Origin of the sequence: Thalassococcus sp. BH17M4-6 (genome assembly GCF_049323015.1) — a bacterium.
In the GTDB taxonomy this organism is placed as follows: Bacteria; Pseudomonadota; Alphaproteobacteria; order Rhodobacterales; family Rhodobacteraceae; genus Puniceibacterium.
On the sequence record NZ_JBMPGU010000002.1, the window covers coordinates 281,515 to 297,483 of the forward strand.

A 15,969-nucleotide genomic window follows, 5' to 3' on the forward strand; every position below is an offset into this window, starting at 1 on the left:
TCGCAGATTACGGCACCCCCCATTTCGGGGGATTTACTTTGGTTGTGCGTGGATTACCCGGTTACGATGACACCCCGAAATTACAGATTGTCCCCGGCCTTCGTCTTTCTGGGCGTGGTGCTTTTGGGGTGCGCCATGTCGCTGGTCAGCATCCTCGTGGCGCTATCGCAGCCGCAGATCGATCTGCCGCGGGGCGCGGTCCCGGTCGAGGTTGGCGGGATCGAGATCCTGCCCACCGACCTGATCGAGGAGCCCGACCAGCTGGGCACCAATGCCGCCATCGCCGCGTTTCGCGAACGGCAGTCGCTGATCCGGGCGCAGTTGGACGAGCCCCGGGTCGAGGTTGCCTACCGGCTGCCGGACGACCGCGTGGAAACCCGGGAATTCGAGGTGCGCGCGCGGCAGCTTTCGGATCTGCCCTGGGCGTTCTGGTTCCAGATCGTGGTCGGGCTCGTATCGCTCTTCATCGGTGGCTGGATCATTGCGTTGCGCCCGGGCGATTGGGGCGCGCGGATGTTCGCGCTGACGGCGCTTTTCGTGCCGGTCTTTGCGCAGTCCGCGGCGATCTATTCGACCCGGCAGATCGCGCTGGACGGGGGGCTGTTCCACACCCTGTCGGGCATCAACGCGCTTGGCGCGGTGTCTTTCGGCATCGCGCTGGTGGGGCTTTTCTCGCAATATCCCAAGCCGATGTTCCGGCCGGTCTGGCTGTTGATCCCGGCCGCCCTTTACAGCGTCGCCATTGTGCTGAGCTATCTGGGCACGGGCCCCGACAACATCGCCGGGATGGCGGTGCTGTCGCAGATGCTGATCGCGCTGGTGCTGGGCACGATCCAGTGGTTCCGCAGCAGGCGCGAGCCGCTCAACCGTGCCGGGCTGCGCTGGTTCATCCTGGTGTCGCTGGTGGGGTGTTCGCTGTTCGTCTTCCTCAGCTCGGCGCCGATCACGCTGGGCATCGCCGACGAGGGGTTCATCCCGCAGGGCATCGCCTTTGCGTTCTTCAACATCATGCATGTGGGGCTGGCGCTGGGGGTGATGCGCTACAAGGTCTTCAACCTCGACCGCTGGTCCTATTACATCTGGCTCTGGCTCAGCGGCATGGTGATGATCTTTGTGCTCGACGTGCTGCTGATCCGATTCCTGCAAGGCCAGCCCTGGCTGTCGCTCAGCGTGGCGCTGCTGATTGCCGGGTTCCTGTACTTTCCGCTGCGGCAGATGTTGCTGAGGCTGCTACTGCACCGCCGGTCGGCCACGCTGCAGGGGCGCATGGCCGATATCGTGAGCGCGGCGCTGTCGCCCACCAGCCGCGAACACGGGCTGCGCTGGGATGCGCTGCTGACGGACGTGTTCGCCCCCCTGGCCCCGCCAGAGCCGCTGAGCGAGCCGGTGCCAAGCCCGCGGATCGAAGAAAACGGCCTGGCGCTGCTGATCCCCGGCATCGACGGGCTGGCACCCCGGCGGCTTTATTATGCGCAGAAGGGCAGGCGGCTCTTTTCCCGCGATGATCTGGAGATCGTGGCCAACATGGTGCAGATGCACGACCTGGCCACCGAAAGCCGCCGCGCCTATGAACGCGGCGTGATCCTCGAGCGGGACCGGATCAGCCGCGACGTGCACGACAACATTGGCGCGCAGCTTCTGAACGCGCTGCACTCGCGCGAGGTGTCGCGCAAGGACGATCTGCTGCGCGACAGCCTGTCTGACCTGCGCGCCATCATCAATGACGGCTTTCAGGCCGAATTCGCGCTGCAGACCATGCTGGCCGATCTGCGCACCGAAACCGCACAGCGGCTCGAGGCGCATGACATCGCGCTGCGCTGGACCGGTCCCGCTGACAACGATGCCGACGACGGCCCGATCATTTCTTTCGAACTGGTCAACGGCCTGCGGTCGATCCTGCGCGAGGCTGTGTCGAACGTGCTGCGCCATTCGCAGGCCGGCAGGCTGGAGGTCGATATCGCTCTTGTCGGCGACGACATCACACTGGAGATCGAGGATGACGGCATCGGCCTGCCACCGGGCGTGATCGACGCGGGCGGCAATGGCATTCCCAACATCATGGACCGCGCGCAGGTGCTGATGGGCCACGCCCGGATCGACAACCGGGAAGAGGGGCAGAGCGGCACCCTGATCAAGGTGACACTGCCGCTCGATCCCGACCAACTGCGCGACAAGGCGGCGGAATGATCGGCAATATCCTGATTCTCGAGGATGTGCGCCAGTCTCGCGAATGGCTGGCCGAGATCGTGCAGAAGATCTTTCCCGAGGCCTTTCTGGCCAAACACGCGACGCTGCGCGAGGCGGAACACGCCTGCTCCGATCAGCGGTTCGATCTGGCGCTGGTCGATCTGAACCTGCCCGACGGCGAAGGCACGACGCTCTTGCGGCGGCTGGCCCGGGATCAGCCCGACTGCATGAGCGTGGTCACGACGGTCATGGCCACCGACAGCGCCATCGTGTCGGCCCTGGCGGCGGGCGCGCAGGGCTATCTGCTCAAGAGCGACCCCGAGGACGTGCTGGAACACCAGTTGCGCCTGCTGCTGAGCGGGGTGCCGCCGCTCAGCCCGCAGATCGCCCGGCGGATCATGCGGCATTTCCAGATGACCGGCCCCAGCTACGAGGCCAAGTCCAAGCTGACCAAGCGCGAAACCGACGTGTTGCGCCTGATCGCGCGTGGGCTGCGCGTGGCCGAAGTGGCCGAGGTTTACGGCCTCGCGGACAGCACGGTGATCACCCATATCAAGTCGATCTACCGCAAGCTCGAAGTGTCCAACCGGGCCGAGGCGGCGATTCACGCCAGCCGCCTCGGGCTCTTGGCGGATGACACCGCAAATGACTGACTTTTATCGTGAAACCTGAAAATCCCCCCCAAACGGGGGAGTGACGGATTTCGACGCTTGGTGAAAAAAGGCGGTGTTCGGCGGGTCGGCATGCGACCCGCTGGCAACCCAGTAGATTGTGCACCCGCCTTGTCGGCGCACCGCGCAAAAGTTGTTCAAGGGGAATGTAATGAACACGTCCAAGATCCTTCGCGGGACCGTTGCGGTACTCGTTTGCCTGTCTTTGAGCGCCTGCCTTAAGGCCACCAACAACGGTGGAGGCGGCGGCGGTGGTGGCGGCGGTGGCGGTGGAGGCGGCGGCGGTGGTGGCACGCCCCCCATGACCGCGTACCAGAACAACGCCGACCGCGTTCAGCAGCTTGGCCCGCAGACCATCCGGCAGACCGGCACCGTCAACTACGAAGGCAAGACCAAGATCGATTCGCTTGATCCCGAGACGCAGGAGATCAACGGCTTCTTCATCGGTGACATCGAACTGGCGGCCGACTTCGACGACGGCAGCCTGTCGGGCACGGCCACGAACTTCGAAGGCGAGGTTGACGGCGAGGATGTGACGCTCGACGGCACGCTCGACACCGCCAATACCGACGATCCGAACGTGGTGACCCAGACCGACATCGAACTGCCCGCCAACGCAGGCACGATCACCCAGGGCAACCTGATCGCCAACATGCGCGGCGACCTGACCGAGTCGATCAACAACCAGACCTCGACCGTGCAGCTGAGCCTGATCGGCAGCTTCAGCGGCTCCAATGCCGAAGGTGCGCACGGCGCAGCTGCGGCGCTGGTGGGCGACGAGAATTCTGTCGGGTTCGGCTTTGCAGGCGGTGGCACCTTCTATCTGGAACGCCAGTAATCCGAATATGGGAATTTCGAAGAAGTCATTTCGAACATCCTCTGTGGCTCCCCGAAAGGGGAGTCATTTTTTTCTTTTGCTACGGTGGCTTGTGCTGTGTCTGGCACTAATGACCCCGGTGGTGGCCGCGGCGCAGGCGGGCCAGCCCGCGGATTGGCTGCGTGCCAACCAGCAGATGCAGGCCGACAACCCCGAAGCAGCACTACCCTACCTGGAACGGCTGGTGCGCGACTATCCCGACGTGGTGCTCTACCGGCTGGAACTGGCCTACGTCCTCTATCTGCTGGAGCGTGACGGGCGCGCGCGGTATCACTTCGAACTGGCGCGCGGGGCCAACCTGACGGCGCGCCAGCGCCATTCCGTCGATGCCGCCCTGGCCAAGATCGCCGAACGCAAGGTCTGGTCCGTCCGCTTCGGCTTCAGCCTGGAACCGGCCAGCAACGCCGGGCGCGGCACCGCGGCGGGCAGCGTCGATGTCGGCGGGCTGGATTTCCGGGTGCCCCGCAACCTGCGTGCCGAACCCGCCACCGGTGCCGTGATCAGCGCCGGGGTCACCTACCGCCCGCGGCTGACCAAACGGCTCGAGGCGACGTTTTCGCTGGATGCGCAGGTCAAGTATTACGATGAGGTCGCTTTGCGGGAAACGCTCGTGATCGGCCGCACCGGTCTGCGGTTTTCGCCTGCGCCCAACACCTTTGTCGAGGCGGGGTTGCTGGCGGGCACGTCCTATGCCGCCGGAGAGCACTACAGCGACCGCACCGGTATCTATGGCGAATATTCCCGCCCGCTGGGCAACCGTGCGCAGGCTCAGATCGGGTTCGAGGCCTACGAGATCCGCCACAAGACCTTCACGCTGGCCGACGGGCCGCGCCTGCAGCTCAACGCGCAATTCGCCTATGCGCTGGCGCCCAATGCGCTCTTGCGCGCGCGCGGCTACGTGCTGCGCACTGATGCCGAGGGCGATTTGCAGTCGGGCTGGCAGGGGGCGCTGACGCTGGGGGGCACCTACGCCTTCAAGGGCGGGCTGGTGACCATGCTGGATTTCACCGTCGGGCGGGACGAGCGCGACGGCACCAATGCCCTGCTGGGCAGCCGCCGCCGCGACGATTCCCGCGCGGTCGAGGCGCAGTTCTTCAACTCCAAGTACCAGATCGGGCGGTTCCTGCCGGTGCTGAAGATGAAGTTCGAGGAAAACAAATCCAACCAGCCGCTCAACAGCTATACCAACAAATCCATCAGCATCGGCCTGCGCACGACCTTCTGATCGGTGCCCGCCCGCGCAAAGCGGCTGTTGCCCCTGACGGGCCAGGCGCTAGGGTTGCGGGGATCGGATTGGAGACCAGACATGGATATCATCGCGAAAGCCACCGAGCTTGTGGGCGGCGCCGTGGCCGCGGCGCGCCGGATCGGGGCACCGTCACATCAGGCCATGGGCACCGCGCCGCAGATCCCGGATGCCAAGAAACAGGGCATAATGACGCTCAAGATGCCCGTCGCCTACGGCTGGCGGGATGGACGCCTGCCGACCTGCGCGCCGGGGCTCAAGGTCAATGCCTTTGCCAGCGGGCTGGACCACCCCCGCTGGATCGAGGTGCTACCCAACGGCGACGTATTGGTGGCGGAATCCAAGGAACAGGCGGGTCCGCCCAAGACCCTGATGGACCACGCCGCGCATGCGACGATGCGCCGGGTCAAGGCCATCGGCAAGAGCGCCAACCGCGTCACGCTCTGGCGCGATGAGGATGGCGATGGGGTGGCTGAAACCCGCGAGGTCTTTGTCGAGAACCAGAACCAGCCCTTCGGCATGGCGCTGATCGGCACCACCTTCTACCTGGGCAACACCGATGGCATCGTCCGGTTTGACTACACACCCGGCGCCACGTCGCTGACAGGCGAAGGCACACGGCTGGTGGAATTCAAACCGCACGGCCATTGGACCCGCAGCCTGCTGGTGTCGCCGGACGAGAGCAAGATCTACGCGGGCGTCGGATCGCTGTCCAACATCGCCGATGACGGGATGGAGGTCGAAGAGGGCCGCGCCGCGATCTGGGAACTGGACGTGGCCAGCGGCGATGCACGCATCTTCGCCTCGGGCCTGCGCAACGCGGTGGGCATGGCGTGGGAGCCTGAGACCGGCGTGCTTTGGACCGTGGTCAATGAACGCGACGGGCTGGGCGATGAAACCCCGCCCGATTACCTGACCTCGGTGAAAGAGGGCGGTTTCTACGGCTGGCCCTATTGCTACTGGGGAAAGACGGTGGACGACCGCGTGCCGCAGGATGCCGCGATGGTCGACAAGGCGATCACCCCCGACTATGCGCTTGGCGGGCATACCGCGTCTTTGGGCCTGTGCTGGCTGCCAGACGGAACGCTGCCGGGGTTCGGCAATGGCATGGTGATCGGCCAGCACGGATCGTGGAACCGCTCAAAGCTCAGCGGCTACAAGCTGATCTTCGTGCCGTTCGAGAATGGCAAACCCAGCGGACCGCCGCGCGATATCCTCAGCGGCTTTCTCTCCGACGACGAAAAGCGCGCCTATGGCCGTCCGGTCGGCGTGACCATCGGTCCGGACGGCAAATCGCTGCTGATGGCCGACGATGTGGGCGACATCATCTGGCGCGTGACCGCCGCTTGAACCGTCGTGGCGGCCCCGCCCGGGGCCGCCCCAGGGGCCAGGGTCAGCCCTTGGCGTAGCCGATGTCCTGCAGCGCTGCCTTGATCTCGTCCAGGATGGTCGGATCGTCGATCGTGGCGGGCATCTTGAACTCGGACCCGTCGGCGATCTGGATCATCGTGCGGCGCAGGATCTTGCCTGACCGCGTCTTTGGCAGCCGGTCCACCACGGCGCAGAGCTTGAAGGCCGCAACCGGTCCGATCTGGTCTCGCACCAGTTTGACGCATTCGCGGGTGATTTCGTCATGCGGGCGGTTCACCCCCTTGGTCAGGCAGACAAAGCCCATGGGCAGCTGGCCTTTGAGGTCGTCCGCCACGCCGATCACCGCGCATTCGGCCACATCCGGGTGGCTGGCCAGCACCTCTTCCATCCCGCCGGTGGACAGCCGGTGCCCTGCCACGTTGATCACATCGTCGGTGCGCGCCATGATCCAGACATAGCCGTCGGCATCTTTCATCCCCGCATCGCCGGTCTCGTAATAGCCGGGGAAATGCGACAGGTAGCTTTTGCGGAACCGATCCTCGGCATTCCAGAGCGTCGGCAGCGTGCCCGGGGGCAGGGGCAGCTTGATGGCGATGGCGCCCAGCTCGCCCGGCGCGACCTCGTGGCCCGCCTCGTCGAGGATGTGGATGTCGTAGCCCGGCATCGGCACGGTGGGGGATCCGATCTTGACCGGCAGCGGTTCGATCCCCACCGGGTTTCCGGCAATGGTCCAGCCGGTTTCGGTCTGCCACCAGTGATCGTAGACCGGTTTGCCGGTCAGGGCCTGCGTCCATTCAATGGTGTCGGGATCGGCGCGTTCGCCCGCCAGATAGATCGCGCGCAGCCCCGAAATATCATACTTCTTGAGGAACTCGCCCTTGGGATCCTCGCGTTTCACGGCGCGAAAGGCCGTGGGCGCGGTGAAGAAGCTCTTGACGTCATGTTCAGCGATCACCCGCCAGAACGTGCCCGCATCCGGCGTGCCGATGGGCTTGCCCTCGAACACGATGGTGGTGTTGCCGTGCACCAGCGGACCGTAGCAGATGTAGCTGTGCCCGACGACCCAGCCCACGTCGGACGCGGCCCAGAAGACCTCTCCGGGATCGACGTTGTAGATGTTCTTCATTGACCAGTTGAGCGCGACGAGGTGCCCGGCGGTGGGGCGTACCACGCCCTTGGGCGCGCCGGTCGTGCCCGAGGTATAGAGGATATAGGCCGGGTGGTTGCCGCTCACGGGCACGCAGTCGGCCGGTTCGGCGCCTTCCTGGAAGGCGTGCCAGTCGAGGTCGAAGCCGTCGCTCAGCTCGCACGGCGCCTGTTCGCGCTGCAAAAAGACGGTGAATTCGGGCTTGTGTTTTGCCTGTTCGATGGCCCCGTCGACCAGCGGCTTGTAGGCGACGACGCGCCCCGGTTCGATGCCGCAAGACGCGGCGAGGATGGCCTTGGGCTGCGCATCGTCGATGCGCACCGCCAGTTCGTGCGCCGCAAAGCCGCCGAAGACCACCGAATGAATCGCCCCCAGCCGCGCGCAGGCCAGCATCGCCTCGAGCGCCTCGGGTACCATGGGCATGTAGATGATGACCCGGTCGCCGGTGTCGATGCCGCGCGCCCGCAGCGCCCCGGCCAGCCGCGCGACGCGGATCTGCAGCTCGGCATAGCTGATTTTGGTCTGGGTGCCGGTGATCGGGCTGTCGTGTATGATCGCGGTCTGATCGCCGCGACCTTGGGCCACGTGCCGGTCGACGGCGTTCCAGCAGGTGTTGACTTTGCCGTCGGCGAACCATTCGTAAAGATCGTTGCCGGTGTTGAAGAGCGCCCGCGACGGCTTTTCGTCCCAGTCGATCGCCTCGGCTGCCTGCATCCAGAAGCCTTCTGGATCGGCCTGCCAGCTTGCGTAAACCTCTGCATATCCCATGACGTGTCTCCTCCACCCGGTGGCAAGAAGCGTTACGAACCCGGATGGCCCGCGTCCAGTATCTTGCCGTGACGCGTGGCAGATTGGCGCAGGAAAATTTGCGGAAATGCGCTGTTGGCGCCTGCAAAGATTTGCAAAGCACTTTAATTTATGCGGTTAGACGTATTTCTGGATAGATTTTGCAAATCTGCATACAGATTGTTGCGAAGTGTGATTCGCGAAGCCGACGACGTAGCCCGCCGCCAGCAGGTACGCCGTATGGGATTTGTCCGCAGCGGGGGGCGAAAGGTGTAGCTGCCGGAGCGGTCCCTCGGAGGAACGACGGGGGACCGCCCCGGATCAGCCAGTCTGCACCGAACCGGGTTCCTGTCGTGAGTAGGGGGGACGTCAGGCAGTGGTCGGTGAATGTGCGGCGAAATAGCCAGCGCGGAGTTGATCTGAAATCCATTTACCGTTGAGAATGAATCAACCCTAGCGCGAAAAACACGCCGAGTCACTCCCATTCTTAACCTTGCGTCAACGAATGCGCGGTCGCCCGCTGTCAGCCGTAGTGCGATACCGGCGTGCCCGCGATGGCCGCCATGTTGAGCAGACCGCGCGCGGTGATCGCCGGGGTCACGATGTGGGCGCGGTTGCCCAGCCCCATCAGGATCGGCCCGACCTCGAGCCCGCCTCCCTTCATCTTGAGGATGTTGCGCACGCCGCCCGCCGCATCCGCATGACCGAAGATCAGCACGTTGGCCGCCCCCTTCATCCGGTTGCTGGGCAGCAGCTTTTCCCGCAGCTCGGGGTCGAGTGCCGCGTCCACGTTCATCTCGCCCTCGTAGCAGAAATCCCGCGGCTCGGAATCGAGGATCGCGATGGCCTCGCGCAGGCGGTTGCCCGACCCGTCGCCCTGGTTGCCGAACTGCGACTGCGAACAGAAGGCGATGTTGGGCGTATGCCCGAACCGGCGCACGTGGCGCGCGGCGGCGCAGGCGGTTTCGGCCAGCTGCGCGGGGCTGGGATAGACATGCACATGAGTGTCCGCGATGAAAAGCGGCCCGTCCTCGAGGATCATCAGAGACAGCGATCCCACCGCATGCCGGCCCTCGGTCGCGAGCACCTGGCTGACGTAGTTCAGGTGCCAGCGGAATTCGCCGAAGGTGCCGCAGATCAGGCTGTCGGCCTCGTCGCGATGGACCATGACCGCGCCGATGGCGGTGGTGTTGGTGCGCATGATCGCCCGCGCGAGGTCGGGCGTGACACCGCGGCGGCACATCAGGTTGTGGTAGCTTTCCCAGTAGTCGCGGTAACGCGGGTCGTTTTCCGGGTTCACGATCTTGAAATCGCGGTCGGGCCGGATTTCAAGTCCCAGCCGTTCGCACCGCGCCTCGATCACCTCGGGGCGGCCGATCAGGATCGGCTGTTCGGTGGTTTCCTGCAGGATCGCCTGCGACGCGCGCAGCACCCGCTCGTCCTCGCCCTCGGCCAGCACGATGCGGCGCGACGCGGTGCGCGCGGCCTCGAACACCGGGCGCATGATCAGGGCGGATTTGTAGACGCTGGCGTCAAGCTTGGCCTTGTAGGCGGCCATATCATCGATGGGCCGCGTCGCCACGCCGGTTTCCATCGCGGCCTTGGCCACGGCGGCCGACACCACGCCCGACAAGCGCGGGTCGAACGGTTTCGGGATCAGGTAGTCGGGCCCGAATGTCAGCTGTTCGCCCTTGTAGACGGCAGCGGTTTCGGCGCTTGTCGTGGCGCGCGCCATCGCGGCGATCCCTTCGACGCAGGCGATCTCCATCTCGTCGTTGATGGTCGTGGCGCCGACATCCAGCGCCCCGCGAAAGATGAAGGGAAAGCACAGGACGTTGTTGACCTGGTTGGGAAAATCCGACCGTCCCGTGGCGATGATGGCATTCGGGCTGACGGCGCGGGCGTCGTCGGGGGTGATTTCCGGATTGGGGTTGGCGAGGGCAAAGATGATCGGACGCACCGCCATCTTCTCGACCATCGCGGGCTTCAGGACATTGGGCCCCGAGAGCCCTAGAAAGAGGTCGGCCCCGTCGATCACGTCTTCCAGCGTGCGCAGGTCGCTGGCCTGCGCGAATTCCGCCTTCTGCGGGGTCATGTCCTCGGTCCGGCCTTCGTAGACCAGCCCGTGAATGTCGCACAGCCAGATGTTTTCGCGCTTCACCCCCAGTTTCACCAGCATGTTGAGGCAGGCGATGCCCGCCGCCCCGCCGCCGGTGGACACGATCTTGATCTCCTCGAACCGCTTTTCCGCGACCAGAAGCGCGTTGAAGGCCGCAGCCCCCACGACGATGGCGGTGCCGTGCTGGTCGTCGTGGAAGACCGGGATGTTCATCCGTTCGCGGCAAAGCTTTTCCACCACGAAACAGTCGGGCGCCTTGATATCCTCAAGGTTGATCGCGCCGAATGTCGGCTCCAGCGCGCAGACGATATCGGCGAGCTTTTCGGGATCGCTCTCGTTCACCTCGATGTCGAAACAGTCGATGCCCGCGAATTTCTTGAAGAGGACGGCCTTGCCCTCCATCACCGGTTTGGAGGCGAGCGCGCCGATGTTGCCCAGCCCCAGCACTGCGGTGCCGTTGCTCACCACCGCCACGAGGTTGCCGCGCGCGGTGTAGTCGCGGGCGGTGTCGGGATCGGACTTGATCTCGAGGCAGGCCTCGGCCACGCCGGGCGAATAGGCGCGGGCCAGGTCGCGGCCATTGGCCAGCGGCTTGGTGGCGCGGATTTCCAGCTTGCCGGGTTTCGGATGGCGGTGATATTCCAGCGCCGCTTCGCGCAACGTCTTGTCGGGGGTGTCGGCCATGGGTCCCTCTTTCGCGTTTGCCTTGGGTTAAAGCACTTCCCGCGGGTCAGGGAAAGGTGCTGTCCGTCGCAAACATTGGCGCTTTGGGTGAGAAAGTTGGCGGGCAGGCGCACTGGCTGACGCGACAGGCCGCTTGCATCCTGTCCGACCCCGGCACACTCTGCCCCGGCAAGACGGAGGTGCCAGATGTCCCTGATCGACGATGCCCGCGCGGTGCGCGAAAACGCCCATGCGCCCTATTCCCGCTTCAAGGTCGGCGCGGCGCTGCGCGCGACCTCGGGCACGGTGCATGTTGGCTGCAATGTCGAGAATGTGGCCTATCCCGAAGGCACCTGCGCCGAGGCGGGCGCCATCGCGGCGATGATCGCCGCAGGCGACACGCGGATCGCGGAAATCGCGGTGATCGCAGACAGCCCCAGCCCGGTGCCGCCCTGTGGCGGCTGCCGCCAGAAGATCGCGGAATTCGCCGATGGTGATGTGACGGTGACGCTGGCGACAACGGCAGGGACGACCTTGCAGACCACGGTGTCGGCACTTTTGCCCGGCGCCTTTGGCAAAGGCCATATGGAGGGGGACTGATGGACGCCCGCGCGATCATCGCCGGGCTGCGCCGGGGGCAGGAGCCGGGGCCGGAAGCGCTGCGCTGGTTCGCGGAGGGGCTGGCCGATCAGGGAGTGAGCGACGCGCAGGCCGGGGCCTTTGCCATGGCGGTCTGCCTGCGCGGCCTGTCTGACGCCGGGCGCGTGGCGCTGACCGAGGCGATGCGCGATTCGGGGCAGGTGCTGACCTGGGATCTGGACGCGCCGGTCCTGGACAAGCATTCCACCGGGGGCGTGGGCGATTGCGTGTCGCTGGTCCTGGCCCCGGCGCTGGCGGCCTGCGGCGTCTACGTGCCGATGATCTCGGGCCGCGGGCTGGGCCATACCGGCGGCACTCTGGACAAGATGGAGGCGATCCCGGGCTGCGTCACGGCGCTGGACGAGGCGCGGTTTCGCGCCGTGGTGGCCGAAGCGGGCTGCGCCATCGTGTCGGCGAGCGCCGCCATCGCCCCGGCGGACAAGCGGCTTTACGCGGTGCGCGATGTGACCGGCACGGTCGAAAGTCTGGACCTGATCACCGCGTCGATCCTGTCGAAAAAGCTGGCCGCCGGGTTGGGCGGTCTGGTGCTGGACGTCAAGGTCGGATCTGGGGCCTTCATGAAATCCGACGCCGACGCGCGGGCGCTGGCAAAAGCGCTGGTCGGCACCGCCAAGGCCGCCGGGTGCCCCACGACCGCGCTGATCACCGACATGGATCAGCCGCTGGCCTCGGCACTGGGCAATGCGCTTGAGGTCGACGCGGCGCTTCAGGTGCTGACGGGCGCGGCAGAGGGCCGGCTGGGCGCGCTTTGCGCCGCGCTGGGCGGAGAGCTTTTGGCCAATGCGGGCGTGGTGGCGGATGCGACAGAGGGCGCGGCGCGGATCACCGCCGCCATCGCCGACGGCGGCGCCGCCGAACGGTTCGGGCGGATGATCTACGCCATGGGCGGCCCCGTCGCCTTTGTCGAGAACTGGGCGCGGTTCCTGCCCGAGGCGCCGGTGATAAGGGAGGTCGAGGCGCCCGCCGACGGCACCGTCACGGCCATCGACGGCGAGGTGCTGGGCCTTGCTGTCGTGGAACTTGGCGGCGGGCGGCAGGTGGAAAGCGATGTGGTCAACCCGGCGGTCGGCCTGTCCGAGGTTATGGCGCTGGGCACCGAGGTCCGCAAGGGCCAGCCGCTGGCCCGGGTGCATGCCGCGCGCGAACACGAGGCCGAGGCCGCAGTGGCCGCTGTGCGCGCGGCGGTGACACTGGGCGGGGCCGCGCCCAAGGCAAAGCTGGTGCGGGAGCGGGTGGCGTGAGTGCAGGGTGTCATCGCCGGAGCGAGGGGCCAGCCCCTCGCGCTCCCCGAAGTATTTACGGGCAGATGATGCAGCGTGTCGGTTCCCGGATGTTCGGGGCAGGGGGATAGAATGCGGGCGTTTCTGGTGGTGATGGATTCGGTGGGGATCGGCGGCGCGCCCGACGCGGACCGCTATTTCAACGACGACCGCCCCGATACCGGGGCCAACACGGTCGCGCATATCGCGCAGGCCTGTGCGGCGGGCCGGGCCGAAGAGGGGCGCAGCGGACCATTGCGCATCCCGCATCTGGATGCGCTGGGGCTGGGGGCGGCGGTGCGGCTTGCCTCGGGCGACGACGCGCCGGGGCTGACCGCCACGCCCACCGGCCTTTGGGGGGCCGCGACCGAGGTGTCGCGCGGCAAGGACACGCCGTCGGGCCATTGGGAGCTGGCAGGCCTGCCGGTGCCCTGGGACTGGCACTATTTCCCCAAGGCCGAACCGGCCTTCCCGTCCGAGGTGACGTCGAGGGTCTGTGCGCTTGCCGGGACCGACGGCATTCTGGGCGATTGCCACGGCTCCGGCACGGTGATGATCGACCGGTTCGGAGCCGCGCATCTGCAAAGCGGCTGGCCGATCTGCTATACCTCGGCCGACAGCGTGTTCCAGATCGCCGCCCATGAGGAGACGTTCGGTCTGGACCGGCTTCTAGACCTATGCGCGCGGCTGGCGCCCGACCTGCACGCGATGAAGGTGGGCCGCGTCATCGCCCGACCCTTCGTCGGTCAGGAGGGCGAATTCCGCCGCACCGCCAACCGCCGCGACTACGCCATCGCGCCGCCGTCCCCGGTGCTGACCGACTGGGTGCAGGGGGCAGGCGGCAAGGTCTTTGCCGTCGGCAAGATCGGCGACATCTTTTCGATGCGCGGGATCGACGATCTGCGCAAGGGGACGGATGCGACTCTGATGGACCATCTGGGAGATCTGGTGCGAGATGCCCCCGACGGCAGCCTGACCTTTGCCAATTTCGTGGAGTTCGACAGCCTCTATGGCCACCGTCGCGACGTGTCGGGCTATGCCCGCGCGCTGGAATGGTTCGACGACGGCCTGGGCCGGATCCTTCCGCAGCTGCGCGACGGCGACCTCTTGTGTCTGACGGCGGATCACGGCAATGACCCCACGTGGTCCGGCACCGACCACACCCGCGAAAGGGTGCCGGTGCTGATCCACGGGGGCGGCGCGGGCGAGATCGGGCAGGTGGCCTTTGCCGATGTCGCCGCCAGCATCGCAGCGCATCTGGGCGTACCGCCGCAGGGACCGGGAAAGAGCTTTCTATGACGGATCGTGAGCCGCTGACCGAAGAGGACCTGGCCGGGATCGAGACCCTGCCCAAGGTCGAATTGCACCTGCATATCGAAGGCGCGGCGCCGCCTGATTTCATTCGCGGGCTGGCGCAGGAAAAGTCGGTCAACCTGTCGGGCGTGTTCCGGCCCGATGGCGCTTATGCCTTTCGCGACTTCGGGCATTTTCTGCAGGTCTATGAGGCCGCGACTAGCGTGCTGAAAACGCCCGAGGATTACGCCCGCCTGACCACCGCCGTGCTGGAACAATGCGCCGACAACGACGTCATTTATGCCGAGACCTTCCTGAGCCCGGATTTCTGCGGTGGCGGTGATCTTGGTGCCTGGCGGGACTATCTGGCCGCGATCCAGGACGCCGCCACCCGGGCCGAGGCGCAGATGGGTGTCACCTTGCGTGGTATCGTGACCTGCGTGCGCCATTTCGGCCCCGACAGGGCCAGGGCCGCCGCCCGGTGCGCGGCGGAAACCGCGGGCGACTGGCTGGTGGGCTTCGGCATGGCAGGGGACGAGAACCGCGGTGCGCAAAAGGATTTCGCCTACAGTTTCGACATGGCGCGCGAGGCAGGGTTGCGGCTGACCAGCCACGCCGGGGAATGGCGCGGGCCGTCCGAGGTGCGCGCCGCGCTGGACGACCTGCGGGTCGAACGCATCGGCCACGGCGTCCGCGCGTTCGAAGATCTGGCGCTTGTCGATCGGCTGGCAGAGGACGGGGTGGTGCTCGAGGTCTGTCCGGGCTCGAACGTGGCGCTGGGGGTCTATGGCAACCTTGCCAAGCACCCGATCGACCAGCTGCGCCAGCGCGGTGTGACGGTGACCGTATCGACCGACGATCCGCCGTTCTTTCACACCAGCATGCGCGCCGAATACCTGAACCTGGCGCGGACCTTTGACTGGCGGGCCGAGGATTTCATGGAGATCGCCCGCAATGCCGCGCGCGCCGCGTTCTGCGACAGCGCCACCCGCGACCGCATCCTCAAGACCCTGGAGGGATCATGACCGAGCATCTGACAATCGTCGATCACCCGCTGGTGCAGCACAAGCTGACCCTGATGCGCGAGGCCGACACTTCGACCGCCGTCTTCCGCCAGCTGCTGCGCGAGATCAGCCAGCTTTTGGCATACGAGGTGACGCGCAACCTGCCGATGACGACGCGCAGCATCAAAACCCCGATGGAGGAGATGCAGGCGCCGGTGCTCGACGGCAAGAAGCTGGCGCTGATCTCGATCCTGCGGGCGGGCAACGGATTGCTGGACGGGGTGCTGGAACTGATTCCATCGGCCCGCGTCGGGTTCGTCGGGCTTTACCGCGACGAGGAAACGCTGCAGCCGGTGCAGTATTACTTCAAGGTGCCCGAAGCGCTGGAGGACCGGCTGGTGATCGCCGTCGATCCGATGCTGGCGACGGGCAATTCCTCGGCCGCGGCGATCGACCTTCTGAAGCAGGCAGGGGCCACAAATATCCGGTTTCTTTGCCTTTTGGCCGCTCCCGAAGGGGTTGCGCGCATGAAGGAGGCGCATCCCGATGTACCGATTGTCACCGCGGCGCTGGACGACCGGCTGAACGACAAGGGCTATATCGTGCCCGGACTAGGGGATGCGGGTGACCGCATGTTCGGCACAAAATAAGCCATTTCAACGCTTTACTTGGGTCAGGTGATGTTG

General features: G+C 65.9%; 12 protein-coding genes. 10 read left to right on the plus strand and 2 right to left on the minus strand.

The features are described from left to right. Positions 1-87 precede the first annotated feature (87 nt). From ACOXXX_RS03830 to ACOXXX_RS03850, 5 genes are all read left to right on the plus strand, one after another. Entirely contained in the window at positions 88-2,187 is a 2,100-nt protein-coding gene (locus ACOXXX_RS03830) for an ATP-binding protein (protein WP_422825224.1), read from the plus strand. Then, the gene (locus ACOXXX_RS03835) at positions 2,184-2,840 is read left to right on the plus strand and encodes a LuxR C-terminal-related transcriptional regulator (protein ID WP_422825225.1); all 657 of its coding nucleotides are present in this window, start codon (positions 2,184-2,186) and stop codon (positions 2,838-2,840) included. The genes ACOXXX_RS03830 and ACOXXX_RS03835 overlap by 4 nt, the downstream gene beginning before the upstream one ends. 169 nt (positions 2,841-3,009) lie before the next feature. Next, complete coding sequence (locus tag ACOXXX_RS03840; protein ID WP_422825226.1) at positions 3,010-3,696, plus strand: hypothetical protein; 687 nt, start codon at positions 3,010-3,012, stop codon at positions 3,694-3,696. A gap of 109 nt (positions 3,697-3,805) precedes the next feature. Further along, positions 3,806-4,960 carry a surface lipoprotein assembly modifier gene (locus ACOXXX_RS03845; protein ID WP_422825227.1) on the plus strand — a complete coding sequence of 385 codons (1,155 nt, stop codon included), beginning with the start codon at positions 3,806-3,808 and terminating at the stop codon, positions 4,958-4,960. Between the two features lie 81 nt (positions 4,961-5,041). Continuing rightward, positions 5,042-6,331 carry a PQQ-dependent sugar dehydrogenase gene (locus tag ACOXXX_RS03850; RefSeq protein ID WP_422825228.1) on the plus strand — a complete coding sequence of 430 codons (1,290 nt, stop codon included), beginning with the start codon at positions 5,042-5,044 and terminating at the stop codon, positions 6,329-6,331. Between the two features lie 43 nt (positions 6,332-6,374). Here ACOXXX_RS03850 and ACOXXX_RS03855 read toward each other — a convergent pair whose 3' ends face one another. Beyond that, complete coding sequence (locus ACOXXX_RS03855; protein ID WP_422825229.1) at positions 6,375-8,267, minus strand: propionyl-CoA synthetase; 1,893 nt, start codon at positions 8,265-8,267, stop codon at positions 6,375-6,377. A 541-nt stretch (positions 8,268-8,808) separates the two neighbouring features. Then, on the minus strand, positions 8,809-11,088 hold the full coding sequence (locus tag ACOXXX_RS03860) for an NADP-dependent malic enzyme (RefSeq protein WP_422825230.1): 2,280 nt from the start codon (positions 11,086-11,088) through the stop codon (positions 8,809-8,811). A gap of 186 nt (positions 11,089-11,274) precedes the next feature. Between ACOXXX_RS03860 and ACOXXX_RS03865 the strand changes: the two genes are divergently transcribed. The 5 genes from ACOXXX_RS03865 to upp all read left to right on the plus strand — a co-directional run bounded on the left by ACOXXX_RS03865 (position 11,275) and on the right by upp (position 15,933). Next, positions 11,275-11,667, plus strand: coding sequence for a cytidine deaminase (locus ACOXXX_RS03865; protein WP_422825231.1), 393 nt, complete (start codon positions 11,275-11,277; stop codon positions 11,665-11,667). Continuing rightward, positions 11,667-12,968 (plus strand): thymidine phosphorylase, encoded by a 1,302-nt coding sequence (locus ACOXXX_RS03870; protein WP_422825232.1) that lies wholly within the window; start codon positions 11,667-11,669, stop codon positions 12,966-12,968. Before ACOXXX_RS03865 ends, ACOXXX_RS03870 begins: the two co-directional genes overlap by 1 nt. 111 nt (positions 12,969-13,079) lie before the next feature. Beyond that, on the plus strand, positions 13,080-14,285 hold the full coding sequence (locus ACOXXX_RS03875) for a phosphopentomutase (RefSeq protein ID WP_422825233.1): 1,206 nt from the start codon (positions 13,080-13,082) through the stop codon (positions 14,283-14,285). After that, on the plus strand, positions 14,282-15,304 hold the full coding sequence (locus ACOXXX_RS03880) for an adenosine deaminase (protein WP_422825234.1): 1,023 nt from the start codon (positions 14,282-14,284) through the stop codon (positions 15,302-15,304). The genes ACOXXX_RS03875 and ACOXXX_RS03880 overlap by 4 nt, the downstream gene beginning before the upstream one ends. Continuing rightward, a complete protein-coding gene (gene upp / locus ACOXXX_RS03885; RefSeq protein WP_422825235.1) occupies positions 15,301-15,933 on the plus strand; it encodes a uracil phosphoribosyltransferase in 633 nt (210 codons plus the stop codon). Before ACOXXX_RS03880 ends, upp begins: the two co-directional genes overlap by 4 nt. Positions 15,934-15,969: the final 36 nt, after the last annotated feature.